The sequence below is a fragment of the Fictibacillus sp. 26RED30 genome (assembly GCF_015903845.1).
Classification (GTDB): domain Bacteria; phylum Bacillota; class Bacilli; order Bacillales; family Fictibacillaceae; genus Fictibacillus; species Fictibacillus phosphorivorans.
Genome location: NZ_JACZDV010000001.1, coordinates 2,107,846 through 2,132,223, shown reverse-complemented (window position 1 = coordinate 2,132,223; position 24,378 = coordinate 2,107,846). Strand labels below are relative to the sequence as shown.

Below are 24,378 nucleotides of genomic sequence, written 5' to 3'. Positions count from 1 at the left end.
AGATCTTTTTCCTTGAATATAGTTAAAAAGAGGAAGGGAGACTTTGTATTGATTAAGATTAAGTCACAAAAGCAGATTGAAAAGATGCAAGAAGCGGGAAGGCTGCTTGCTTCATGTCACAGAGAATTAAGCAAGCTTGTTATACCTGGAACAACAACATTTAAAATTGATCAGTTTGTTGAAAGTTTTTTAACAGCTCACGGAGCAAAAGCTGCTCAAAAAGGATATATGGGGTATCCTTTTGCGACATGTGCTTCTGTAAATGATGAAGTATGTCACGGGCTTCCAAATAAAAATGCGTTAAGAGACGGAGATATCGTAACGATTGATTTTGTTGTGAATTTAAATGGATGGCTGGCTGATTCCGCTTGGTCATATGAAGTAGGAAAGGTTTCTAAAAAGTCTCGTGCTTTGTTGGCAACAACTAAACAAGCACTATATAAGGGGATAGAACAAGCTCGGGTTGGTAATCGTATAGGTGATATCGGTCATGCGATTCAATCTTATGCGGAGAATAAGGGCTATTCGATTGTTCGAGAGTTTATTGGGCATGGTATAGGTCGCTCCATACACGAAGAGCCTCAAGTTCACCATGTTGGAGAGCGTAACACAGGAATCACTTTAAAAGAGGGTATGGTCATAACCATTGAACCTATACTCAATGGAGGGCGGCCGCACGTTAGTTTATTGGAGGATGGTTGGACCGCCGTCACTTATGATGGAAGTCTTTCAGCACAATATGAACATACTGTTGCCATTACAAAAGAGGGACCAATTATTTTAACAGAACAAGCTTAAAATAAACATTGCCGCATATTCTTTAAAGAAGAGCGGTAATTTTTTTTGCTCTTAAGGTTATTTTTTTAAAGTAACTTGACATAGACAAGTTGCTCATTGTAATATACTAACATAAAGTAAGTTAAATTCATGAAGAGAAAGAGGGATAGGGATGTTATCATTAGGATTACTGATTATTCGATTAGTAGTAGGTCTAGCATTAGCAGCACATGGAGCTCAAAAGTTGTTTGGGTGGTTCGGCGGTTATGGATTAAAAGGAACTGGAGGCTGGATGGAATCTATCGGTATTAAACCAGGCTATACGATGGCTCTATTAGCAGGTCTGGCTGAATTTGGCGGAGGACTTTTGTTTGCCGCAGGTTTGTTCACCGAAATTGGTGCTGTGCTGATCGCTGGAACGATGCTTGTGGCTGCAGTTAAAGTTCACTTGCAGAACGGGTTCTGGGTAACTTCGAACGGCTATGAGTTTAACCTAGTCTTAATCGCAGTAGTGATAGGAGTCGCCTTAACAGGTGCAGGAGATTATTCTTTGGATCACCTTTGGTTAAAATAGAACTGAATACAGAACAAAAATGACGAAACCACTTTATGCTAAGTGGTTTTTTCTTTTGCCTAAGTAATTAAGATCAGAAGAAAAGATTCAATACGATACCATAGTCACAGTTAGAAAAATCACTTATAATGGTGAAGTACTTTTATAAGGAGGTGACGTTCCTTGTTTAAAGAGATGTCAGAGAACCAGATATTATTATATGTCATAAAAAACTTAAAAGAGTTACGAAAAAAAGAATTTCAGCTCTTAATCGATGAACTTCACCCGTATGATATCGCAAATGTTTATAAAAATTTGCCGGAAAAGCACAGACATAAGTTTGTTACGTTTTTAACCACAAGACAGATCGCTTCCTTGATTCAAGAGCTAGAAAGTGACCTTCAGATGGAAATTCTGAACAAACTTGGCATTGAGCGCTCATCTCACATCATGAACTTAATGGAGAATGACGATTTGGCCGATCTTCTCGGCAACTTGGATGTTAATGAGATCCAAGATTTTCTGTCTTCCATGAAAGCAGATGAATCGAAGACGGTTCAAAGTCTTATGCAGTATGATTCAGATACCGCTGGTGGAATCATGACTAATCGGTTTGTATGGATTCCGCAAGTGTATACAGTCAGAGATGCGGTTGAAAAGCTAAAGACATTTGCCGGGTTTGCAGAGAATATTTATTACTTATATGTAATTGATGATGATAGAAGGCTTGTTGGTGTTGTCTCTTATCGTGATCTGTTATTAGCAGAGATGGATGAGAAGATCGAGGAAATCATGTACAGCAGGGTTATCTCCGTACCTGCAGAGACAGACCAAGAAGAAGTAGCGCGTACCATTGAGCGCTATGACTTTATAGCTGTCCCTGTAACAGATGAACATGATCGTTTGATCGGGATTGTTACAGTCGATGATGTCCTCGATGTATTAATTGAAGAAGCGAATGAAGACATCGAGAAGTTATCGGCAACAGGTAAATCCATTGATTTTCAGACGAGTGCTCTTGTAGCTTCCTATAGAAGACTACCTTGGCTTATTTTACTTCTTTTTATTGGTATCTTATCCGGTAGTATCATTAGCACGTTTGAAGGCACGATTGAACGCGCAGTTGCACTTACGTACTTTATGCCAATGATTGCAGGTATGACAGGAAATACAGGCACACAGTCACTTGCAGTAGTTGTTCGTGGACTTGTATCGCATGACATCGATCGGCCGACCATTATGAAATTAATACTCCGAGAATTTGGTGTTGGTTTTATTATAGGAATTACATGCGGAATTTTAATCTCAATCGTGGCTTTCTTATGGAAAGGCAATCTAATATTGGGGCTTGTTGTGGGCAGTTCCTTGTTCTTCACATTAATAATTGGAACGCTTGCTGGAACGCTTATTCCGTTATTGCTATACAGATTTAAGATTGACCCAGCGGTAGCGTCGGGACCTCTTATCACAACATTGAATGATATTTTTTCACTCTTGGTTTACTTTGGTACAGCAACAATGTTTTTGTCTCATCTTCTATAGAAATAAGAAAATCAGTCTTCTGACTGGTTTTTTATTTTTGAAAAAAATGTTGCATTTTTCCAATTCGCGGATACAATTAAACAAAATAAGGAGGAGTATAGAGATGATAGTTAAGATGGATCAAACGTGGCATGAAAAAGTTATGAACTATTTGAGTGCAGAACCTGCGCTAAACTTATTCATCATCGCTGATATTGAGAATTTTGGTTATGAAACAGATTCTCAAGACATCTGGGCAGATGTTGAAGAGAACGGAGCGATCACAGGAATTCTTCTTCGTTATAAAGGAAACTACCTTCCTTACGCCAAAGGGGGGATTAATGCAAAAGCATTCTCAGAGATTATCAATAAAGATAAAAGTTATGAGATGCTTTCTGGTAAAAAGGAAATCACGGAGCAGTTTACTCCTTATTTACAGTTTGAGCGAACAAAAGAACTGTATTTTGCTGAGCTAAAAGATGCAACATCATTAAAGAAAAATATATCAAGAGAAAGCATCTTACAAGCAGAGCTTAAAGATGTTGATAGCCTCATGGAATTAAAATATTTGATCAAAGAATTCTCAATTGGAAAAACAGCTAAAGAAAGCTTGGAGCAAGCATTATCCACCAAAACAGGGCGCACTTATTTTATTAGAGAAGAGGATACCGTTGTTTCTTGTGCATCCTCTACGGCTGAAAATTCATTATCAGCGATGATTGTCGGCGTTTGTTCACACCCTGAAAAAAGAAACAAAGGGTATGCCTCACTTTGTATGGAAGCGCTATGCTACGATATTCTAGCTGAAGGGAAAACGCTTTGTCTTTTCTATGATAATCCTAAAGCAGGGTCGATATATAAGCGTTTAGGCTTTAAAGATATTGGATTTTGGAGTATGAACTATTCAGTCCAAACAACAGAAACCCAAAAAAACCAAGAAGTAGTGAAATAACTTTCAAATCTTTTTCTCCTCTGACAATTGAATGAAGTGAAGATGCGTAACTCTCGGCTAGGACGTTGAGGGCAGCCCGAAGAATGATGTGCCCAATAGCGAAAAAAAGACGGCAGAATCAACTCTAGCGATTCTGCCGTCTTTCTCTTTGGCACTTTTCTAAAAGATTGTTGCTTTAAACTCTTTGTCACCTTTGATAATTGATTGAAGTGGAAGGTGTGTGCCTACCACCTGAGATACTCCATGCAAGGCATGCGACGAGGAAGCTTACTACCAAGCATCACTTGTAGACGCAGGAGCAAGAAACTTCTTAAGGCGGGCAGTTTGAAAAGTGGAAGTGGCTCGTTCAGCCCCGAAAAGCAAAAGTTGAATGGGCCATGAAGGCGCACTTTGCCTTCTTGACCGTTAAACTTTTGACCTCGAGGGGCTAGCCACTGCAACTAGACAGCTGAGCCACTTAAGAGTGAAACGTACGAATGTGGCTCAGCGCCTGCCCCGTGGAAAGCGAGCAGCCTGGAACGGAAATCAACACTTCCAAAAGCAACAAAGTTTACGAAAACAGCCTTTTCTTTTGTTAACTAACCAAGCTTCCTTTCTTCGGCTTGTTCACTTGAGGCATTCTTTTCTTCATTTGAAGTTCTTAGTGGTATTTCTCTTAAGAAGAAGAAGGTTAATATGAATGCAGTGCCAATAACGATTGCGCCGGTTAAGAAAACGCCGTTTAAAGCATGACTCAATGACTCACGCAATATCCCAAGTACTTGTTTAATAACGTTTAACGATTCCGGTGGTAAAGCACTAAATTTTTCTAAAACAGCTTCTTGGTTCAGCAGCACTTGAGGATTTGCAAGCTCTTTAATCTGCTCGCTCATCTCAGGTGTAACACTGGGAGAAGAGGCGACTAACTTTTGGGACTCTTTGTTAAAGTGATCGGCTAGAGAGTTATTCATAACACTTCCCATGATTGAAACACCAATCGTACCACCAAGCTGTCTGAACAGCTGAACAGAAGAGGTCGCAACACCTAAATATTTATGTTCAATTGCGTTCTGCACAGTTAAGGTGAAGATGGGAAACGCGATTCCAAGTCCTGAACCTACGAGGATCATATTCATGATTGCTGTCGAATTAGTCGTTTGCGTATCCATAAAATGCATGCTTGTCATACCACTGACCATGATGAACAATCCAAGCATAGCCAATTTCTTGTACTTGCCTGTCTTAGTTATAATCTGCCCACTTATCGTGCTTCCTGCAACCATGGCAAGTGTTAATGGCATCATTACAAATCCTGATTTAGTAGCAGATGTTCCCATCACTCCTTGTATAAAGAAAGGCATATACATGATGGATCCAAACATGCCTGCTCCTAAAAAGAATCCGATTATATTAGAAACGGTGAACACTTTATTTTTGAACATATCAAGTGGTAGTACAGGACTTGATACACGCTTTTCTGTTAGCACAAACAAAAAGAAAGCTACGATCGTTACAGTGAAAAGTCCGATGATCTCTGGAGATACCCAATCGTATTCATTTCCTGCCCAGGTGAATGAAAGGAGAAGAGGAACCATTGTTAACGTTAGTAGCAGAGAACCTGTGTAATCAATAGATTCTTTCTCTTTTCTTTGTACAGAAGGAAATAAAAAGTAGATAGCAGCAAAAGCGACGAGGCCAAAGGGAAGAAAGATCCAGAATACCCAGTGCCAATGAAAGTGGTCGACGATGTATCCGCCTAATGTAGGACCAAATACGCTAGCTAAACCGAAAACACTGCTCATAATTCCTTGCCATCTGCCGCGTTCGCGAGGTGGAAATAGATCGCCAACTGCTGTGAAAGCAGTTGACATGATCATACCGCCTCCAAAGCCTTGAATACCTCTGTATAAGATGAGCTCAAGGATGCTTCCGGATATGCCGCATAAAAGCGAACCTGCCGTAAACACTCCAATCCCTAAAAGGATAAATGGCTTTCTTCCGTAAATGTCTGATAGTTTTCCAACTAAAATAGCAGTGATACTTGAAGTGAGCATGAAAATCGTGAAAACCCAGCTGTAGTATTCTATTCCTCCAAGATCAGCAATGATTTTTGGTAAGGACGTACCAACAATTGTTTGGTTTAACGCAGCAAAAAGCATAGCAGACATGATGGAAAGCATGATAATAACTTTCCGCCGCATTTCAAGATGTTCCATGCATCATCCTCCTATTCATGTTGTAAATAATTCACAATGTGAATTATTCGTTAAAAAGAAAACTGCTCTATTAATCAAGCAGTTTTGTTGAAGATTCTATCATTCGTTTTATGTCTCCATCTGTTAAAGCAGCAAACTTTTTTTCTAGGTAGTTATTTTTAATGTTATCCATTTTTCGTGCAATTTCTCTACCATCTTCAGTAATTTCCAAATAGACGATCCGACGGTCTGAATCTGATCGTACACGCTGAATATAATTCTTTCCAACAAGCCGATCCGTAACCGCGGTAATATGGCTTGATGAAACTTTTAATTCGTTTGCGATTTCGGAAGCCATCAGAGGACTTTGAATAAATAAAGTCTGAAGAACTGCAAACTCATTGCTTGGGATATAATCTGAGTACACTTCGTTCAAACCTTTTCTTAACGTGCGAAAAAGTCTGCGTAAACTCATTTCCAATTCGCGCTCTAAATCATTTCTTAATGGGGTTTGTTCTCTATTTTTCATTTTAACACCCTTGCTTTTTGTTTCTTCTTCTACTAGTATATGATAATTTATATTTAATAAGAAAGAAAGCAAAAGGTTTGGGGAGACACGGATTATGAAAAATTCAACATTATTTTTTGTGCTTTTAGGCTTTGGATTTTTGATCGGAGCAGCTTACTGGGTTTGGGCAATCACAACACAATCACAACCAGGTGGAATGTAAAAAAATGAGCCGTAATGGCTCTTTTTTTGTATAAACAAACACTTCTAATTTAAATAAATGGGAGGTGTTGGTATGAAAGTAAAGTATCAGATTACAACTAAACTTATTAAGAAAGATTGGAAGCAGCGTCCAGGAGGTAATCGTATACCACGCTATGCGGTTGCGCACGATACTGGTAACCCTAACTCTTCGGCTCAACAGAACCATAAATATTTCAATAGCAGACAACTAGAGGCTTCTGCACACGTATTCATAGATGATAAACAGATATTGATGATCATTCCATTGCAAGAAAAAGCTTGGCACGTTCGCTCTGACGTATCGGATGCTAATGAATGGGCGATTGGTGTAGAGTTATGCTATGGACCTTCCATAGATTTTAACAAAGCTTACAGCCGTTATGTATGGTTTTTTGCGTATTTATGTGAGATGTACCAATGGGACCCTGCGCGGGCCATAAAAGGGCACTTTCAGCTAGACCCAAAAAGAAGGACAGATCCTTTAAACTGTTTTCATCAATATGATAAAACATTTCCATTTTTCATTGAGGATGTTAAGTATGAGCTAAAAAAGTTTGTTGTTAACCAGAACGAGTTTAAAGAACTTGTCACTGCAGAAGAAAAGCTCTATAAGGTGCAGATTGGGGCATTCACATCTAGAGAGAATGCCGAAAACCTTTCTCGAAAAGCTAAATCTGCAGGATTTGCTGTTCATATTGATCACTCTTAAAACAATATATGGCAAAACAGCCTTGCGATGTGTTGATTTTTGATTCCAGGTCGCTCGCTTTCCGATCGGCAGGCTATTTTTTTGTGAGAATAGGTTTTAAGTACACAAATTAATGGTAAATAAGTTGGAGGTATGCCATTTTTTGTGTACATAGGGGGAAGCAGTAGAACATGGAGCAACAATTGAGGGTATTAGGTAAAAAAATCATTGAGCATAAATATGATCTATCAAAGAAAATTGATGAGGTGCGCGTATCACTTGGTGAGCATCCTACAGAGCAAACGGAATTTGTGTTAAACCTCCGTGGAGAACTATTTTCATACTTTGGAAAAGCTCTTTACGAAGATAAGAAAACATCACAAGAACATTTTATTAACTGGGGAAGAAAAAATGGCGAGCTTGCTGTTCAGCATGAAGTTCCGCTGGACAAAGCATTAAGCAGTACCAGATACTATAGAATGGTGCTTTGGGATTTCATACGTAACGAAATTAGTAATGAAAAATTCAGCGTTGAAACCATTTTGAAAGCCGCCTCTATCATCGACCCATTTCTAGATGAAACGGTCCATGCTTTTAGTGTCGCATATGTTGAGAATAATAATCGTGTACTTGGATTGGCTAGAGAGGCAATTGAAGAGTTGTCTGTTCCCGTTGTCAGGCTGACAAGAGCGGTTGCGGTTCTCCCGCTTGTAGGAACGATTGATACGCATCGCTCTAAGTTAATTATGGAAACTTCTCTTCAAAAATGCATGGAATTACAGATTGAACATCTATTTATCGATCTATCTGGTGTAGCCGTGATTGATACGATGGTCGCTCATAATTTATTTAAGGTAATAAATTCTCTTAAGCTTTTAGGTGTAAATGTAACCTTAAGCGGGATGCGTCCTGAACTTGCTCAGACTGTCGTTTCGCTAGGAATTAGTTTCGAAGGATTTTCAATTGCTGGAAACTTGTATCAGGAGCTTGAAGCAATGGGGATTCGACCTCAAAAAAATAAATAAACCACAAATACTTGCCTCTTAAGTAAGGCAGGTATTTTTTTCTAGTATAAAAAGAACGTTTGTTCGCATATAATATAAAAAAGGAGGTTGCTTCATGACTAACTTATTAATGAGATGCATTCAAGAACGGGTTGGAATAGAAATGATCTACCTCTCGCAAAAAGGTGATATCTCGCACCGTTTTGTAATTCCATACTCTTTCGACGGTCATACAATAAAGGGATACTGCTCGGCAAAAAAGCAGATTCGAAGTTTTCACATAAGAAACATATTATCCTTACATTCACGTTTTTTGTCTTCTTGAGATTGGGGGGATTGTCGTGCAATATGGAAGCGAAGAAGAGCGTTCGCTTATTGAAAAATTTGTGATGTATCCGATTTTACTTACAGTGTTTAATCGCGATCTGCAGATTATTTGCGGCTCTCCATTTAAATTGAGACAGCCATACGTTGCATTAGTAGAACAAATTATGAATCAAATCAGCAAAGATCTATTTGATGTACGAATTGAATTGAGAAAAAGAAGAATTAAAGTTATGGATGCACGCCGTGAGGAAGATATTACAGAATATGAAATCTTTATTAGGGGTTATCGTGAAATTATGAGGTTTCCAAACATTCATCTAAAAAACAAAGCAGAAACACTTATGCTTTCTTATCTACAAGTGACCGTAAAATAATGGATAAAGCATGCCAGTTTCATTTTCGATAACATCTGTATACAATGAACGTATTGCAGAAACATAAGATGATGATAATAGGATTAGAATTTGAATTGAGGAACCTTATGGAACACTTTATCCAGCTAGCTAGACAATTGAACAGAGAAATAATGATTGAAAGCCGCAGCCCATTTGATCCGGTATGTCCGGTGAATACACCACACCCTTGGCAGATGCTGGGCTGTGGGAACTATGCAGCGGTGTTTTCACATCCTGATCATCCAGCATATGTAGTTAAGATTTACGGCAGGGATGAGCATGGATTGTTAGAGGAAAAAAAGGTTTATGATCGACTAGGAACACACCCTGGATTTTCTGTTTGTTATTATTCCGAACAACGTTTTTTAATCTTAAAACGTATTGAGGGAATGACTCTGTACGACTGTGTGCATAAAGGTGTTAAAATTCCTGAAAATGTGATTTATGACATCGATGAAGCAGTGAGGCATGCAAAAGACAAAGGATTGTTTCCTAACGATGTACATGGAAAAAATGTCATGATATCCAATAATACAGGAATTATTGTAGACGTATCTGATTTTAGCCGATACGAAACTTGCAGGAAATGGAAAGATTTGAGGAAAGCTTATTTTACATTTTACAAGAAAACGCTGTATTACTTTCCAATAAAGATTCCTTATATTGTTTTGAATGGAGTAAGGATTGGGTATAGGTACTATAGAAAGTTAAAAATATCCAAAAAACAAAGCCTAAAATAATAGGATTAAAGAACTATTAAAATCATTGGCACAAATTACCTTAGTAGGATATAATAACTATAAATCAATAGAAACCTTTGTTATTAAGGGCAAACCAGTTGAAAAGCTGGGACGCAAAGCTATGGGCCTAAAGTATGGTGAACATGCAATGGCAGCCGGTTGCCAAAGGGAAACGGACTCGTGTTTAGACACAAGCGTTTCTATGAAGCTTTATTCTCGTATTTTGTAGTTTCTCTGCAGGAATAATGTGTTCCATAGAGGTTAAAAGTATCTAAAACATAAATTGAAGCCATTCCCTTTATTAGGTGATGGCTTTTTGTATGTAATTTTTGAGGGATTTGAGGGGTTGTAGAATGGAAAACTTCCAACTAGACTTACGCGCACTCAAAAGAAACTTGTTACCAGAATTTATGAAGTCTATTCCAGCCATGATACATACACACAAAGAACATCTAAGAAAAAATGAAGACTTTCATACGTTTCTAAACGGTTTTGTTGAGCAATACGAGAAGATACTAGAGAAATTTTTACGCGGGATTGTGCATGCAGTGTTTTTAGAAGAAGAACGATTTAAATCCTTTTTAAAACAAGGAGAGCAGAAAGCGTTTCGATCAGGTATTCATTTTTTAAGGCATCAACGAATTCCTCATCAAGCACTTGCGTGTTTTACAACGAGTATTAGTGAATCCGTTTTATTTGAAGTAAAAAAAGCAACGTCCAACGAGCCGTTAGTGATACAACTATTTATGTTAGATCGCTGGAACCGGATTTCTCACCATGCTGTTACAGGTTTTCTAAGCGGTTTCTCTTCTCAACAGTTTAAAGATCTTAAGGAGATTAGCATTCGTGATCCATTAACAAATCTGTATAATCGTCGTTACTTTTATGATTGTTTAGAAAAGGAGCTAGAAAAGGCAAATAGACTTAAGCTTCCTCTTACACTTGTCATGTTTGATATCAATAACTTTAAATTAATCAATGACGAGCTAGGGCATCACGCGGGTGACGAGATACTTCAGCAGATCGCAGAACTTTCAAAGCGACTAAAATTGTTCTCTGGATTTAGATTCGGTGGAGATGAATTTGTTTTTCTCTTACCAGGAATTAATGAAGATGAAGCATACATCTTAACTGAAAAACTAGAGAGTCAGCTTATCGTTTGGAATGAATCCATCTCATTAGCGTATGGTGCAATAGAATTACTTGCAGATGCATGCGAAAACATAGACTATTACCTGCAGCTTGCTGATGAGCGTATGTACACGAACAAAAGAGCTAGAAGTGAGAATAAATCACTGATTTGATCATGTAAAATAATGGGCCTTTCTGCTATGTTTTTCGCAGATCGTATAACGTAAAGGAAGTTGAATGCATGAAAGATTCATTTACGATTACGGAACACCGTTCTGAAACCATATCATCTTTGTTACGGTGGTTCTTTTTAATTCTTTGTATACCTGTTTTTTATTATCAACCTATATCAAGCGTCTTGAATTATGAAACGGAAACTTTTCCGATCCTTTTTATAATCGGCATTATATATATGACATCCACACAAGTTGTATTACACCGATTGCCAGAGACGTCACTGTACTACCGTGTTTTTACAAGAGGTGGAATTGTTTTTGATTGTCTTGCTTATGCATGGTTGATGCAGCTTACTGGTGGAGCTGATAGTCCGTTTGTTGCTGTTGGTTACCTAATCGTTATCCATGCTGCTCTGTATTGGAGGTTAAAGGGCGCTTTTATAGTAGGAACAGTGAGTTTTACCATTCTCTGTTACTTTTTTATAAGAGATAGTGGGTATTTGAACACGCTCTCTTCCTTTGAATTTTTAATGAAGAGCATCTTCTTATGGTTGATCGCTTTTTACGGCGGTGTGATTGCCTCAAAAGAAAGACAATATTATTTCGAGAAGAATATGTATCAGCTTCAATCTGAACAAGACTATTTAACAGGTTTGCTGAATCATCGGAAATTTCAAGAGGACGTATTGGAAAAAACAAAACAGAATAAACCTTTTACACTTGTATTATGTGATATTGATCGGTTTAAAATGTTTAACGATCAGCATGGCCATTTAATTGGTGATGAGGTGCTCAAGCTTGTAGGTGCAACGTTTAAACGCTTCATTTCTTTAAAAGAAGGAGAAGCTTATCGTTACGGTGGAGAAGAGTTCGCCTGGATTCTCCATACTACATGCAGAACAGAAGTGAAAAATACGATTGAAACGATCAATAAGCATTTAGAAACCTTTCCGTATATATCAGGTGATAATGAGTTACCTGTTACACTTAGTTATGGCATTGCGAGTTATGTAGAAGGTGAGAAGCCTTCGCAAATGATTCAAAGAGCTGATGTGCTGCTATACGAAGCAAAGGCGGCAGGAAGAAATACGTTAAAATTGGATACGGTCACAATGGAGGAAAATCAGCTATCAATATAGCGGTTTTCCTTTTTTATGATTTTCGTTCCTTGGTGCACTCTCGTCTACCCGAAATGATGGTATGTGCCTTTTACCAATATTATTCGTTTGCGTAACTATCCTATAACTACCAGGAGGATGTGCTTCTTTTTAAAGGTCGTAGCCTTTGATGTCATAGTAGATTATGAGATAATGAAGTTAGAATTCAAGTGCGGAACAGGGGATGAACATAATGAGTTTGCAATTTATTTTGGGACGATCCGGCTGCGGAAAGTCCCACTCTGTATTTAAGGAGATCCAAAGAGAACTTACAGAACGTCCTTCAGGAAATCCGATCATCTATCTTGTACCAGATCAGATGACCTTTCAATCGGAGTATAAGCTTGCATCAACGCCAGAATTATCCGGAATGATGCGTGCGCAAGTCTTTAGTTTTTCAAGGCTTGCTTGGCGTATTCTTGGTGAGACCGGTGGTTTGACAAGAATGCACATCACATCTACTGGAATAAGGATGATGCTTCGGAAAATCGTCGAGCATAAAAAAGAAGATCTTAAAATCTTTCGAAAAGCCTCTGAACAAAGTGGTTTTTACGAATTACTTGAGTTGATGACTACAGAACTTAAACGATATTGTGTTAGTGCAGAAGATCTTTCGTGGAATGCTGAAACACTGCTTTCTCTCGGTCAAAAAGAAAATAATAAAAAAGTGCTTCAGGATAAATTATCAGATCTGAGTGTCATTTCGAGCTCCTTGGATGAGGCACTGATTGGGAAGTATGTAGATTCAGAAGATTATTTACGTTTGCTTCAAGCAAAGATTCCTTTATCCGAGAGCATTAATGAAAGTGAAATTTACATAGATGGATTTCATTCGTTTACTCCACAAGAACTTGAAGTTATAGCGGGATTACTGGCACACGCCAAAAAAGTGACCATTGCACTCACTGTCGATGAATCTTTTACTACGGAGTCAGAACCTCATGAGCTAGATTTGTTTTATATGACAAAAAAGACGGCTCAGACGCTAACAGCACAGGCCAAAGAACTTGGTGTATTCGTTGAGGAACCAATCTATCTTCATGAAAAGCCTAAGTTTAATTCAAGTGCTATCGCTCATATCGAAGAGCAGTATGATCGAAGGCCGTCCATACCATCTTCCAAACATGAAGGTGTTGGAGTAGCGGCAGCTGTCAATGTTCGGTCAGAAGTTGAAGGAGCGGCAAGGAAAATCGCAGAACTCGTTCGTGACCACGGATATAGGTATCGCGATATCGCAGTTACAGTCCGAAATGCTGGTAGTTATCAAACACTGATCGAAACGGTATTTACAGATTATGAGATACCTGTTTTTCTTGATCAAAAAAAATCTATGCTTCACCATCCACTGATTGAGCTTATACGTTCTTCACTAGATATTGTCTTAAAGAATTGGCGCTATGAAGCCGTTTTTCGAGCTGTTAAAACAGATATGCTCTATCCGCTTGATGAGATAAGAAAAACGACTTCTGAGATGAGACGTTGTATGGATGAACTTGAAAATTATGTGTTAGCACTTGGTATTCAAGGCAGAAGGTGGACAGATCCTAAACCTTGGAAGTATAAAAGATTTAGAGGATTCGAAGCAGAAGATTTTGGAAAGACAACTCGTGATGATGAAAAAGAACAGCTGATTAACGATATGCGGGACATGATTGTATCTCCTTTGAGTCGTTTATCTAAAAACCTATCAAACAGTAAAAGTATCATCCAATATTGTAAAAGTCTTTATCAGTATCTTGAGGATTTAAATGTACCGATGAAACTTGAACGCTTGAGACTTCATGCGGAATCAGCAGGTAAATTACGGTCAGCATCTGAACATGGCCAAGTTTGGAATGCGGTTCTGGGTCTCCTCGATGAGATGGTAGAGTTGACTGGTGAGGAAGAACTTTCTAAAGAAACGTGGATGCAAATGCTTGAAACAGGGCTTGAGAGTCTTAAATTTGCTCTTGTTCCTCCTTCTCTCGATCAAGTACTAGTAGGAACGATGGAAAGATCTCGTTTCACAGATGTAAAAGTGAATTTTGTTCTTGGCGTAAACGATGGAATCATTCCGTTAAAACCTAAGGACGATGGATTGCTTTCAGAAGATGAAAGAGAGGCTCTGGATCGAAACGGTGTGGTGCTAGCACCGACGGCACGCAGAAAGCTGCTTGATGAACAGTTTATGATCTATCTGGCTTTAACGAATGCTAGTGATCATCTGTTTGTTTCATATGCCCTAGCAGACGAGGAAGGGAAAACGATGCAGCCTTCTATGGTCATACAGCGATTGCATGATCTTTTCCCTGATTTAAAGGAAGAACTATATCAAAATGAACCAGCTTTACAAAACGATTTGGATTTTGTGCAGCATCCAATAAAGAGTGTATCTTTTTTAAGTACGCAGCTCAGAGAATGGAAAAAAGGTTATCCGATTTCTTCCGTTTGGTGGGATGTATACAATTGGGTGGTCAGAGATAAGGATTATGATTTCTATGCAAAGCGAGCTCTGTCTTCTCTCTTCTATTTTAATAGAGAAGCACCTCTCAGTTCATCTGTATCAAGAGATCTTTATGGTGATAAGATTTTAACGAGCATCTCGAGAATGGAGCTTTTCCAATCATGTCCATTCTCTCAGTTCATGTCGTATGGTCTGAAGCTTAAAGAACGGCAAATGTACAGACTTGAAGCTCCAGATATCGGACAGCTTTTTCATGCTGCGTTAAAACAGATGAATGATTCGCTTCAGCAAAGAAGCGTAGCCTGGAGTGATCTTTCAAAAGGGGACTGTTATCGTTTGGCAGGAGATATTGTAGAACTCTTGGCACCACAGCTTCAGCATGAGATTCTGTTAAGTTCTAATAGACATCTTTATATCAAGAAAAAGCTAAAAGAAGTAGTCGGAAAAGCTTCTCACATATTAAGTCAGCACGCAAAGGCGAGCGGGTTCACTCCTGCAGGTCTTGAACTAGCATTTGCTTCTGGTGCAACATTGCCGCCATTAACGTATAAATTGCCGAATGGAACGACTATGGAAGTGATCGGACGTATCGATCGTGTTGATACAGCAAAAAGTTCAAAAGGACTTCTTATGCGCGTAATTGATTATAAATCAAGCTCAACTGGTCTCAACTTGGCAGAGCTGTATCATGGAATTGCTCTGCAGATGCTGACTTATCTAGACGTTGCAGTCACACATTCAGAAAGTTGGCTTGGTGAAAAATCCGTTCCAGCAGGCGTTCTGTATTTCCATGTACACAACCCACTATTGAGTCAAAAGAAACTGCTTAGTGTGGAAGAAATCGAAAAAGAAGTGTTAAAGAAGTTTAAGATGAAAGGTTTAGTACTTGCTGAAGAAGAGGCCGTTCAACTTATGGACAGTACAATGGATAAGCGTTCTTCTATCATTCCAGTCGCTCTAACTCAAAAAGGATTTCATAAGTCACATTCCTCGATCGCCTCAAGTGAGCAGTTTAACACGATGCGTAATCATGCGCGTAAGATGGCTGTAACGAGTGGAGAAGGAATTACAAACGGAGTGATCGATATCTCTCCATATGAGATGAAGAAAAAAACACCATGTACGTTCTGTTCATATAAGCCTGTTTGTCAGTTTGATCAAACCCTTGAAGAGAATCAATACCGTCAACTTCGTTCAGAAAAAGATGACGTCATCCTAGAAAAAATGCATCAGGAAGGAGGAACTGTCAATTGAAGACTTTAATCCCAAAACCAGAAGGTGCCACTTGGACGGATGAACAGTGGCAGGCTATTCAAGCCAGAGGAGAAAACGTTCTCGTTGCTGCAGCAGCTGGATCAGGAAAAACGGCCGTGCTTGTCGAACGAATCATCACGATGATACGTGAAAAGATTGCTGATGTAGATCGGTTGCTTATCGTTACGTTCACAAACGCTGCTGCTGCTGAAATGAGAAAAAGAATTGGAGAAGCAATCGATAAAGAGCTGTCTTTAAACCCTTCATCTCTACACTTAAGAAGACAGCTTAACTTGTTAAACAAAGCATCGATCTCTACTCTTCATTCTTTTTGTATTGAGGTGCTTCGTAAACACTATTACGAAACGAATCTCGATCCTGGCTTTCGTGTAGCAGAAGAAACAGAAGCAGAACTTATTCGCCAAGAAGTGATAGAAGATTTATTTGAAGAAGAGTATAGCAAGGGAGAAGACCATATTTTCTACCAAGTGGTCGATGCTTATAGTTCTGACCGAAATGATATAGAACTCCAAAAATTGATCTTATCTCTCTTTGATTTTGCTCGAAGTCACCCTGATCCGAACGGCTGGCTAGACCAGATGGCAGAAACATATCAGGTACAATCAGCAAGCATTGATGATCTTCCTTGGACGAAAGAGCTTCTCTTTGATATCTCGCTACATATAGACGGGCTTCGTTCTTTGGCATTAAGAGCGATAGAGCTGAGCGAGCTTTCAGGAGGACCTCTTGCATACGCAGAAACACTTCAAGAAGATCTCGTCTTTATTGAACGATTACTTCGTGCAAAGAATAGCTGGAGTGAGCTTTATGAGGAGTTTCAATCCTATGAGCCTCCGAAATTAAAGGCTATTCGTGGGAAAGATGTAGATGAAGAACTGAAGAATAAAGTAAAAGCTATGAGAGACAACATTAAAAAGCGGACGAGTGCATTAAAGGAAGAATATTTTGAAAGACACCCCGATTCGTATAACGTTCATATCGAAGAGATGGCTCCAGTCGTAAAAGAGCTTTCTTCCTTGGTGAAAAAGTTTGGTGAACGTTATTTGGAAGCAAAGCAGGAAAAGTCTCTTGTTGATTTTGGTGACCTTGAGCATTATTGCCTTGGAGTTTTAAAAGGTGTAGGGTCTACGATGGATGCACCGGTTCCATCAGAAGCGGCTCTAGAATATCGCGAAAGATTTGTAGAGGTACTAGTCGATGAGTATCAAGATACGAATTTTGTTCAAGAATCCATTGTACGCCTAGTATCAAAGGATGAGGAAGCAGGAAACATGTTCATGGTAGGTGATGTAAAGCAATCCATCTATCGATTCAGACTAGCAGAACCACTTCTTTTCTTAAGCAAGTACAAGCAGTTCACGAAAGAAGGCGGAAACGGATTACGCATTGACCTTGCCAAAAACTTTAGAAGCAGAAATGGAATCTTGCAAGCTACAAACTATTTGTTCAGACAGATCATGAACGAAAAAGTAGGGGAAATTGAGTACAACGATGATGCTGAATTAAAGCTTGGTGCCACTTATTACCCTGAGCAAGAGGGAAATGAACCAGAACTTTTACTTATTAATAAAAGTCAGCCTGTAACAAATGAAGAAGGTCTTGAGAGTGGAGAAGTAGAGAAGTCTGAGCTTGAAACCGTTCAGTTAGAGGCAAGAGTCATCGCTGAAAAAATAAAACAGATCGTTGGAACAGCGGATAATTCTCCTCATCTCGTTCTTGATAAACATACGAAAAAATTACGTCCTGCAAAATACAAAGACATTGTCATGTTGTTTCGTGCAACCTCCGTATGGGCACCAGTCATACTAGAAGAGTTTAAACAGCAAGGAATACCTGCGTATGCTGAACTTTCAACTGGCTATTTTGATGCGACGGAAATTCATGTCATGATGTCACTATTGAAAGTGATCGATAATCCACTGCAAGACATCCCGCTTGCTGCCGTTCTTCGTTCGCCGCTAGTCGGAATGACAGGCGAAGAACTTGCAGTGATCAGATTGAAACAAAAACAAGATAATTATTTGGGAGCCGTAGAACTGTATCGTGCTGAAGGAGAAAATGCTGCAATTCAAGAGAAAGTCTCTGCGTTTTTAGACCAATTGGAAAAATGGCGTCATCAAGCGCGACAAGGATCTCTTTCTGACCTGATCTGGGAAATTTATCGAGAGACAGGTTATTTTGATTATGTAGGCGGATTAACGGGTGGCAAACAGCGACAAGCGAACTTAAGAGCTTTATATGACCGTGCGAAAATGTATGAAAGTACATCTTTTCGAGGGCTTTTCCGCTTTCTTCGTTTTATTGAAAGAATGCAGGAACGAGGCAAAGATCTAGGAGCTGCAAGAGCGCTAGGTGAGCAAGAAGATGTAGTTCGTGTAATGACGATTCATAAAAGTAAAGGTCTAGAGTTTCCAATCGTTTTCGTTGGGGGTATCAATAAACAGTTCAATACAAGAGACCTGAACGAAAAAGTTCTTCTTCATAAAGAACTAGGACTAGGAACTCAATATATAAATCCCGAGTACCGAATCGCCTATCCGACACTGCCGAAGCTTGCGATCGCGGGAAGAAAGAAAATGGAATTGATCGCAGAAGAGATGCGAGTACTATATGTCGCTCTTACACGCGCTAAAGAAAAATTGTATTTAGTCGGCACAGTAAATGATATTGAAAAATCTGTGGATGCGTGGAGTGATTCTCTTTATGAAGAAAATTGGATTCTACCAGACTTTGAAAGAGCTGGAGTAAAGAGTTATCTCGATTGGATCGGGAGAGCAGTCATCCGCCATAAGAACGCTGACCCCCTTTTATCGCTGCTAGGAACAAGTGAAAGAGGTAGAGGTGAAGTTTATCTGGATGAAACAGATTGGAAGATTACCGTCCTGCAAGCGAGTCAATATGAAGAGTTGAAAGTTGAAGAGAAAGAAAAACAAGAAGAACTGCTGAATCGTCTAGAGAACTATGAAACGGTGAATCTTGTTACGAATGATTTTGATGAAGTTAAGCGGCGACTGGAATGGAATTATACACATAAACAATCAACATATACCCGTTCTAAACAATCTGTTACAGAAATTAAAAAACAATATCAAGCTGATGAGTATAGTTCTACCGAATTAGTAAAAGCAGCCCAACAAGCTATACACGAGCGGCCCAAATTTATGCAGGAAGAACAGTTGAACGCTGCTGAAGTTGGAACAGCCATGCATATGGTCATGCAGCATGTTGACTTTAGAAGACCAGCTACACTAGACTCTCTTCAAAACCAGCTTGCAGAAATAGAAACGAAAGAGCTGCTTACAAGAGAACAAGCTCAGTATATCCAGCTTCCACAAATCCAGGAGTTTATGGAAGGACCACTTGGCGAGAGAATCAAAGAGAACGAGAATTTAAAAAGAGAAATTCCGTTTAGTATAGCGCTCCCGATATCAGAAATTCAAAGAGAGTGGACCGGCGAAGAAGAGTATGTTCTCGTACAAGGTGTTATTGACTGTCTCATTGAAGAGGAAGACGGTTATATACTGATTGATTATAAAACAGACAAAATCACGAACCGCTTTACAAATGGCTTTACAGGAGCAAGAGACATCCTGTTCAACCGTTACGAGTTGCAGCTTAATTTGTACGCAAAGGCTATTGAAAGAATACTAAAAAAGCCTGTTAAAGAAAGTTATCTTTACTTTTTTGATGGTGGACACATTCTTCAAGTGAAATAAGGAGGGATACGATGCGATTACTTCATACGGCTGACTGGCATCTTGGGCGCTCATTAGAAGGACGAAGTAGACTTCAGGAACAACAAGATTTTTTAGACGAACTAGTAGAGATCGTACAGCGTGAAAAAATAGATGCGGTATTAATGGCGGGAGATGTTTTTGATACGGTAAATCCTCCAGCTGCGGCAGAGCAAATGTTTTATGATGCACTGTCACGGATCAATAGAAAAGGAGAATGTCCATTCATCGCGATAGCGGGAAACCATGATCATCCAGAGAGACTAGCAGCATCTTTCCCGCTTTTAAGAGAACTGGGCATAACGCTAGTAGGTCTTCCAACGTTAGACCTTCAACGTGTCCCGATAAAGAGAACGGGAGAAATGCTAGAAATCGCAGCATTACCTTATCCTTCTGAATCAAGGCTGAAAATGCTTTTGAGTGAATCAGCTGAAGAATTAGATGTTAGAACCCAATACGATGATTGGGTAGACTCTTATTTTAAGAAGATCACATCTCAATTTAGCCCAGGAAATGTGAATGTTGCCATGAGTCATCTTTATGTAGCAGGAAGCAAGGAGACTGACTCAGAGCGCCCTGTACATATTGGTGGTGCTTATACGGTTGCTGCTGAAAGCCTTCCGAGTGCAGCACAATACGTGGCATTAGGCCATCTGCATCGTCCACAGCGAATTAAACGAGCAAAAACAGACGCAAGGTATTCAGGTTCTCCACTTTCTTATAGTTTCTCAGAAAGCGGTCAAGCAAAATCCGTATCCATTATTGACGTGCAACCAAACGGTATAGCAGAGGTAGAAGAGATTCATTTATGTGCAGGAAAACCACTTGTAGCATGGGAAGCTAGAAATGGTGTGTCAGAGGTTTTTCAAGGAATTCAAGATGGAATGTATCAGAATTGCTGGATTGATCTATCCGTACATGTTCAAGATGCACTGTCGATGGAAGAGATTCAACGGCTTAGAAAAGCACATGATGGTATTGTTCATATCAAACCTGTGTTTCAAGAAAAGTCCGGAGAACAAATTGCGGTATCCGCTCAAAAACTACCTGTAGATGAACTATTTACAACGTTTTATGAGCGACAAACAGGTGGAGCGGTTCCTGACAATGAGTTGATCTCCTTATTTCTTGATCTTGTTGGAGAAGAGGAAACAGAAGGAGAGGAACGCGAATGAGACCTATATCATTAAACGTTTCAGGCTTGCAAAGTTTTCGAGAAGCACAAGCCGTTCCTTTTCATGAGCTTTGTTCTGGCGGAGTCTTCGGTATCTTTGGACCGACCGGCAGTGGTAAGTCCACGATTCTTGACGCGGTGACACTTGCTCTATACGGGAAAGTTGAGCGTGCAGCTGGTGGAACACACGGAATTATGAACCAGGCTGAAGATAAACTGTCTGTTTCGTTTACTTTTCAATTAGGTGAAGGTGCTCAGCAAAAAGAATATAGCGTGGAACGTACGTTTAAAAGAAGTGGCGAACATTCCATTCGAACAAGTACGTGCAGATTAATTGAAACCGTGGATAATGAATCTGTCGTTCATGCAGACAAAGAACGGGATGTTACACGTCTTGTGCAAGAGCTGATCGGTCTAACAATCGATGATTTCACGCGTGCAGTCGTGTTGCCTCAAGGTAAGTTTGCTGAATTTTTATCACTAAAAGGTGCGGATAGAAGGCAGATGCTGCAACGGTTGTTTCAGCTTGAAAAATACGGAGATAAACTGAATCAAAAGTTAAAGAAGCGGTCGGATGAACAAAAAAATCGCTTAAATGAAATCACTGCTGAACAAACGGGTCTAGGAGAAGCTTCCTTAGAAACTCTTCAGCAGGCAACCGTTTATCTGAAGGAAAATGAAAAAAAGTTAGAACAGATATCCAAACAGTACAAAGAAAAAGAAGAGAACCTCAAAAAGCTTGAGGTGTATTGGGATGCTCAAGTTCAAAATGAAAAACTGATCCAAGAGAGAAACGAACTGAAGAAACTGGAAATCTCTATGGGACGTGTTCAAGGGAATCTAAAGAAAGCTATTTCTGCAGACAAAATTTATCCTTATGCAAACGAATGGAAGCATTCGCTCAAAGATGAGAAAAAAATCCGTGGAGAGCAAGAGGAACTAAAAAGACAAACTGAAAAGCTTAAAACTATTCTTGAAGAGCTAGAAAAGAAATATGAATTAGCCAAGAAGGCAATCAATCTGGAAGAGCCTGTTCTTATCGAAAAAAGAAGCGGCTTAAAAGAAGCGGTTGACTGGGAAAAGGATCTTGAGAGTAAAAATGAACTTTTGCAAAACGAAACCCAAAAGCATAAACAATTAGTGACATTGTACGAAAAATGCGAAAAAGCTGAGTATGATGCCACGCAAATACTTAAGCGTGGGAAGGATAAACAATCTGCGTTAAAGAAAGAATTGTCTCAAATTGAAATAACACAAAAAGACCGGATTAAATTTCAACAAGCTATCTTGCTAAATCAACGATTAGAAGATGTTCACGATGAAGAGAAAAAGATACAAAAAGAAATCTCCGTTTCAGAAACTGAAATGATTTCTGCAGAAAAAACAAAAAAACAGATCAGTTCAACAATAGCTGACAGTTACGATGCAGGAAAGAAACTGCTGAAACATATTCAAGAAATGTATGCAGAAGTGGAAGAAGCTCTGCGTTCGAATGAAGTGGTCTCAAAAGATTTAAAGGCTAACCTTCGTGAATTGAAAAACGAACAAGAAAAAATGAGGATCAACTATTTAGCTGCACAGCTTTCTGCAGAATTAAAAGAGAACGAGCCGTGCTCTGTATGTGGTTCAACAACCCATCCTTCACCGAAGCGAATGCATGAGACTTTTGAACATGATAACGAGCGTATTCAAGAATTAGAAGAAGCGAATGAAAGTCTGAAAGAGCATTATCATGTGCTGAAACATCTTAGTGAAGGACTTGAAAAGGATTCCCAAACGCTATGGAAAAAGCTAAATCTTGCTGAAGCGGAAATTGCAGCAGCAGATCTGAGTATGACTTTGGTGGAGAAAGAAAATATCAGCGTGTTTTCTTTGGAACAATTCAAGGATCATGTAACGATAGTAAAAGGTATTCAGCAAGATAAGCTTCAAGTGGAAGAACGCATGCAGAAGTTATTGTCCAAATTAGAAGAAGATCAAAAACAATATGAACGGATTTCTATTTCTGTTGAAAATGGTGAAGAGACAACGAACAAGTTAAGTCAACAGCTTTCTTTAATATCAACAAAAATGGAACAGATTCATTCGGAATGGAAGCAATCTGAGATACCTTTTTCATCAACAGAGCTGAAAGAGCAGCTAGAAATTTTTCAGCAAAAAGAAAGTCGTCATGCGGAAATCGTAAAAAGCTTGAACATTGCGGAAGAATTTCTAGAAACACAAACGAAAAAAATGGAATCTGCCAAAGAGCAAAAATCTGAGTTGAAGATGAGTTTATCGGTCTCTTCTAATCAACAAGAGATGCTTCAAAAAGAAATTCAAAATTTAAAAGAAAAGTTATATAACAGAGTAGGCTATGAAAAAGTTCAAAAAGTTCTTGTAGAAACACAGAATGAGTTGCAGAATCTGAAGACAGCATACATTGATTCAGAACGGGAGTATGACATTGCCAAGAAGCAATATGTAGAAAGTGATAAAGTATACCATTCTTCTGTTCAACGGATGAATGATGCTGTATCAAGAGTAGAAAAAGCAAAACAAGAATGGAACAAACAGTTAAGAAGGTCAGATTTCCAATCGTATGAAGACTTTGAAAACTGTTTGAAAGATGAACAAGTTCAGATGGAATGGGAAAAGCAGATCGCGGATTACCATGATCGGTGTAAATCAAATGCTTTGGCTTTAGAAGCGATAAAAGAAAAGCTCCCTGAGGAGATTCTTTCAGATCAACATGTTGAATCTGCGAGAAGCCAACTATTAAGTCTCAAGCAAGAAATGAATCATACGCATGAGGCTGTTGGTGAAGCGCGACAAAGATATATGATGATTGAGAAAAATCATAAACGTTTCAACGAGTTGGAAAAGGAAAAGAAAAAGGTTTCTAACTTATTAGAGCAATTAGGTAAGCTTCAAGGTGTATTCCGTGGAAATGCTTTTGTTGAATTTATGGCAGAAGAGCAGCTGCATCTTGTAACACGCGATGCATCTGGCAGACTCGCGAAACTTACTCGTGGACGATATGCGATCGAAGTAGATTCAGCGGGTGGTTTTGTTATCCGGGATGATGCTAACGGAGGAATCAAACGCCCCGTAACCTCTTTATCTGGTGGAGAAACCTTTTTAACATCACTCGCACTCGCGCTTTCGCTTTCTGCTCAGATTCAATTAAGAGGAAAGTTTCCTCTTCAGTTCTTCTTCCTAGACGAAGGATTTGGCACACTTGACCAAGAGCTGCTAGATACAGTTGTAACTGCGTTAGAAAAAGTTAGGATGGAAAACTTTTCGATCGGAGTAATATCTCACGTTCCTGAGTTAAAAGCAAGGTTAACGAAACGACTGATCGTCGAACCTGCTGAACCTTCTGGCAGAGGAACTCGGGTTAAATTAGATCAGTTATAAAAAGGAT

16 protein-coding genes and 1 riboswitch are annotated in these 24,378 nt (G+C 39.2%); of the genes, 14 read left to right on the top strand and 2 right to left on the bottom strand.

Annotated elements, in window-relative coordinates:
• The first annotated feature begins 48 nt into the window (after window positions 1–48).
• The 4 genes from map to IHV11_RS10835 all read left to right on the top strand — a co-directional run bounded on the left by map (window position 49) and on the right by IHV11_RS10835 (window position 3,803).
• A complete protein-coding gene (map, locus tag IHV11_RS10850) occupies window positions 49–798 on the top strand; it encodes a type I methionyl aminopeptidase (RefSeq protein ID WP_197194615.1) in 750 nt (249 codons plus the stop codon).
• A gap of 151 nt (window positions 799–949) precedes the next feature.
• Window positions 950–1,351, top strand: coding sequence for a DoxX family protein (locus IHV11_RS10845; protein WP_197194614.1), 402 nt, complete (start codon window positions 950–952; stop codon window positions 1,349–1,351).
• A gap of 162 nt (window positions 1,352–1,513) precedes the next feature.
• Complete coding sequence (gene mgtE, locus IHV11_RS10840; RefSeq protein ID WP_197194613.1) at window positions 1,514–2,872, top strand: magnesium transporter; 1,359 nt, start codon at window positions 1,514–1,516, stop codon at window positions 2,870–2,872.
• Between the two features lie 103 nt (window positions 2,873–2,975).
• Window positions 2,976–3,803 (top strand): GNAT family N-acetyltransferase, encoded by an 828-nt coding sequence (locus tag IHV11_RS10835; protein ID WP_197194612.1) that lies wholly within the window; start codon window positions 2,976–2,978, stop codon window positions 3,801–3,803.
• Between the two features lie 578 nt (window positions 3,804–4,381).
• On the opposite strand, the gene IHV11_RS10830 is transcribed toward IHV11_RS10835, so the two are convergent.
• Together IHV11_RS10830 and IHV11_RS10825 are read right to left on the bottom strand one after the other, a co-directional pair.
• On the bottom strand, window positions 4,382–5,998 hold the full coding sequence (locus tag IHV11_RS10830; RefSeq protein ID WP_197194611.1) for an MDR family MFS transporter: 1,617 nt from the start codon (window positions 5,996–5,998) through the stop codon (window positions 4,382–4,384).
• Window positions 5,999–6,068: 70 nt separating this feature from the next.
• Window positions 6,069–6,506: a MarR family winged helix-turn-helix transcriptional regulator gene (locus IHV11_RS10825; RefSeq protein ID WP_231620228.1), complete on the bottom strand. Its 438-nt coding sequence runs from the start codon at window positions 6,504–6,506 to the stop codon at window positions 6,069–6,071.
• A gap of 274 nt (window positions 6,507–6,780) precedes the next feature.
• Between IHV11_RS10825 and IHV11_RS10820 the strand changes: the two genes are divergently transcribed.
• The 10 genes from IHV11_RS10820 (at window position 6,781) to IHV11_RS10775 (ending at window position 24,371) form a co-directional block, all read left to right on the top strand.
• Complete coding sequence (locus IHV11_RS10820; RefSeq protein ID WP_197194610.1) at window positions 6,781–7,437, top strand: peptidoglycan recognition protein family protein; 657 nt, start codon at window positions 6,781–6,783, stop codon at window positions 7,435–7,437.
• A 170-nt stretch (window positions 7,438–7,607) separates the two neighbouring features.
• Window positions 7,608–8,441: an STAS domain-containing protein gene (locus IHV11_RS21425; protein WP_197194609.1), complete on the top strand. Its 834-nt coding sequence runs from the start codon at window positions 7,608–7,610 to the stop codon at window positions 8,439–8,441.
• Between the two features lie 320 nt (window positions 8,442–8,761).
• The gene (locus tag IHV11_RS10810) at window positions 8,762–9,121 is read left to right on the top strand and encodes a hypothetical protein (RefSeq protein ID WP_197194608.1); all 360 of its coding nucleotides are present in this window, start codon (window positions 8,762–8,764) and stop codon (window positions 9,119–9,121) included.
• A 107-nt stretch (window positions 9,122–9,228) separates the two neighbouring features.
• Window positions 9,229–9,882, top strand: a complete 654-nt coding sequence (locus IHV11_RS10805; protein WP_197194607.1) for a serine/threonine protein kinase — start codon at window positions 9,229–9,231, stop codon at window positions 9,880–9,882.
• Window positions 9,883–9,960: 78 nt separating this feature from the next.
• Window positions 9,961–10,049: riboswitch (cyclic di-GMP riboswitch) on the top strand.
• 186 nt (window positions 10,050–10,235) lie between these two features.
• Window positions 10,236–11,186, top strand: a complete 951-nt coding sequence (locus tag IHV11_RS10800; protein ID WP_197194606.1) for a GGDEF domain-containing protein — start codon at window positions 10,236–10,238, stop codon at window positions 11,184–11,186.
• Between the two features lie 68 nt (window positions 11,187–11,254).
• Window positions 11,255–12,328 (top strand): GGDEF domain-containing protein, encoded by a 1,074-nt coding sequence (locus IHV11_RS10795; RefSeq protein ID WP_197194605.1) that lies wholly within the window; start codon window positions 11,255–11,257, stop codon window positions 12,326–12,328.
• Between the two features lie 211 nt (window positions 12,329–12,539).
• Window positions 12,540–16,043, top strand: coding sequence for a helicase-exonuclease AddAB subunit AddB (gene addB / locus IHV11_RS10790; protein WP_197194604.1), 3,504 nt, complete (start codon window positions 12,540–12,542; stop codon window positions 16,041–16,043).
• Entirely contained in the window at window positions 16,040–19,780 is a 3,741-nt protein-coding gene (addA, locus tag IHV11_RS10785) for a helicase-exonuclease AddAB subunit AddA (RefSeq protein ID WP_197194603.1), read from the top strand. The genes addB and addA overlap by 4 nt, the downstream gene beginning before the upstream one ends.
• A gap of 11 nt (window positions 19,781–19,791) precedes the next feature.
• Entirely contained in the window at window positions 19,792–20,973 is a 1,182-nt protein-coding gene (locus IHV11_RS10780; RefSeq protein WP_197194602.1) for a metallophosphoesterase family protein, read from the top strand.
• Window positions 20,970–24,371, top strand: coding sequence for an SbcC/MukB-like Walker B domain-containing protein (locus IHV11_RS10775; RefSeq protein ID WP_197194601.1), 3,402 nt, complete (start codon window positions 20,970–20,972; stop codon window positions 24,369–24,371). The genes IHV11_RS10780 and IHV11_RS10775 overlap by 4 nt, the downstream gene beginning before the upstream one ends.
• Window positions 24,372–24,378: the final 7 nt, after the last annotated feature.

What these genes read in the sequence shown, in the direction of transcription:
- IHV11_RS10845 (WP_197194614.1), top strand. Translation starts at nt 950, where the DNA reads ATGTTATCATTAGGATTACTGATTATTCGATTAGTAGTAGGTCTAGCA.
- IHV11_RS10835 (WP_197194612.1), top strand. Translation starts at nt 2,976, where the DNA reads ATGATAGTTAAGATGGATCAAACGTGGCATGAAAAAGTTATGAACTAT.
- IHV11_RS10830 (WP_197194611.1), bottom strand. Translation starts at nt 5,998, where the DNA reads ATGGAACATCTTGAAATGCGGCGGAAAGTTATTATCATGCTTTCCATC.
- IHV11_RS10825 (WP_231620228.1), bottom strand. Translation starts at nt 6,506, where the DNA reads ATGAAAAATAGAGAACAAACCCCATTAAGAAATGATTTAGAGCGCGAA.
- IHV11_RS10820 (WP_197194610.1), top strand. Translation starts at nt 6,781, where the DNA reads ATGAAAGTAAAGTATCAGATTACAACTAAACTTATTAAGAAAGATTGG.
- IHV11_RS21425 (WP_197194609.1), top strand. Translation starts at nt 7,608, where the DNA reads ATGGAGCAACAATTGAGGGTATTAGGTAAAAAAATCATTGAGCATAAA.
- IHV11_RS10805 (WP_197194607.1), top strand. Translation starts at nt 9,229, where the DNA reads ATGGAACACTTTATCCAGCTAGCTAGACAATTGAACAGAGAAATAATG.
- IHV11_RS10800 (WP_197194606.1), top strand. Translation starts at nt 10,236, where the DNA reads ATGGAAAACTTCCAACTAGACTTACGCGCACTCAAAAGAAACTTGTTA.
- IHV11_RS10795 (WP_197194605.1), top strand. Translation starts at nt 11,255, where the DNA reads ATGAAAGATTCATTTACGATTACGGAACACCGTTCTGAAACCATATCA.
- addB (WP_197194604.1), top strand. Translation starts at nt 12,540, where the DNA reads ATGAGTTTGCAATTTATTTTGGGACGATCCGGCTGCGGAAAGTCCCAC.
- IHV11_RS10780 (WP_197194602.1), top strand. Translation starts at nt 19,792, where the DNA reads ATGCGATTACTTCATACGGCTGACTGGCATCTTGGGCGCTCATTAGAA.
- IHV11_RS10775 (WP_197194601.1), top strand. Translation starts at nt 20,970, where the DNA reads ATGAGACCTATATCATTAAACGTTTCAGGCTTGCAAAGTTTTCGAGAA.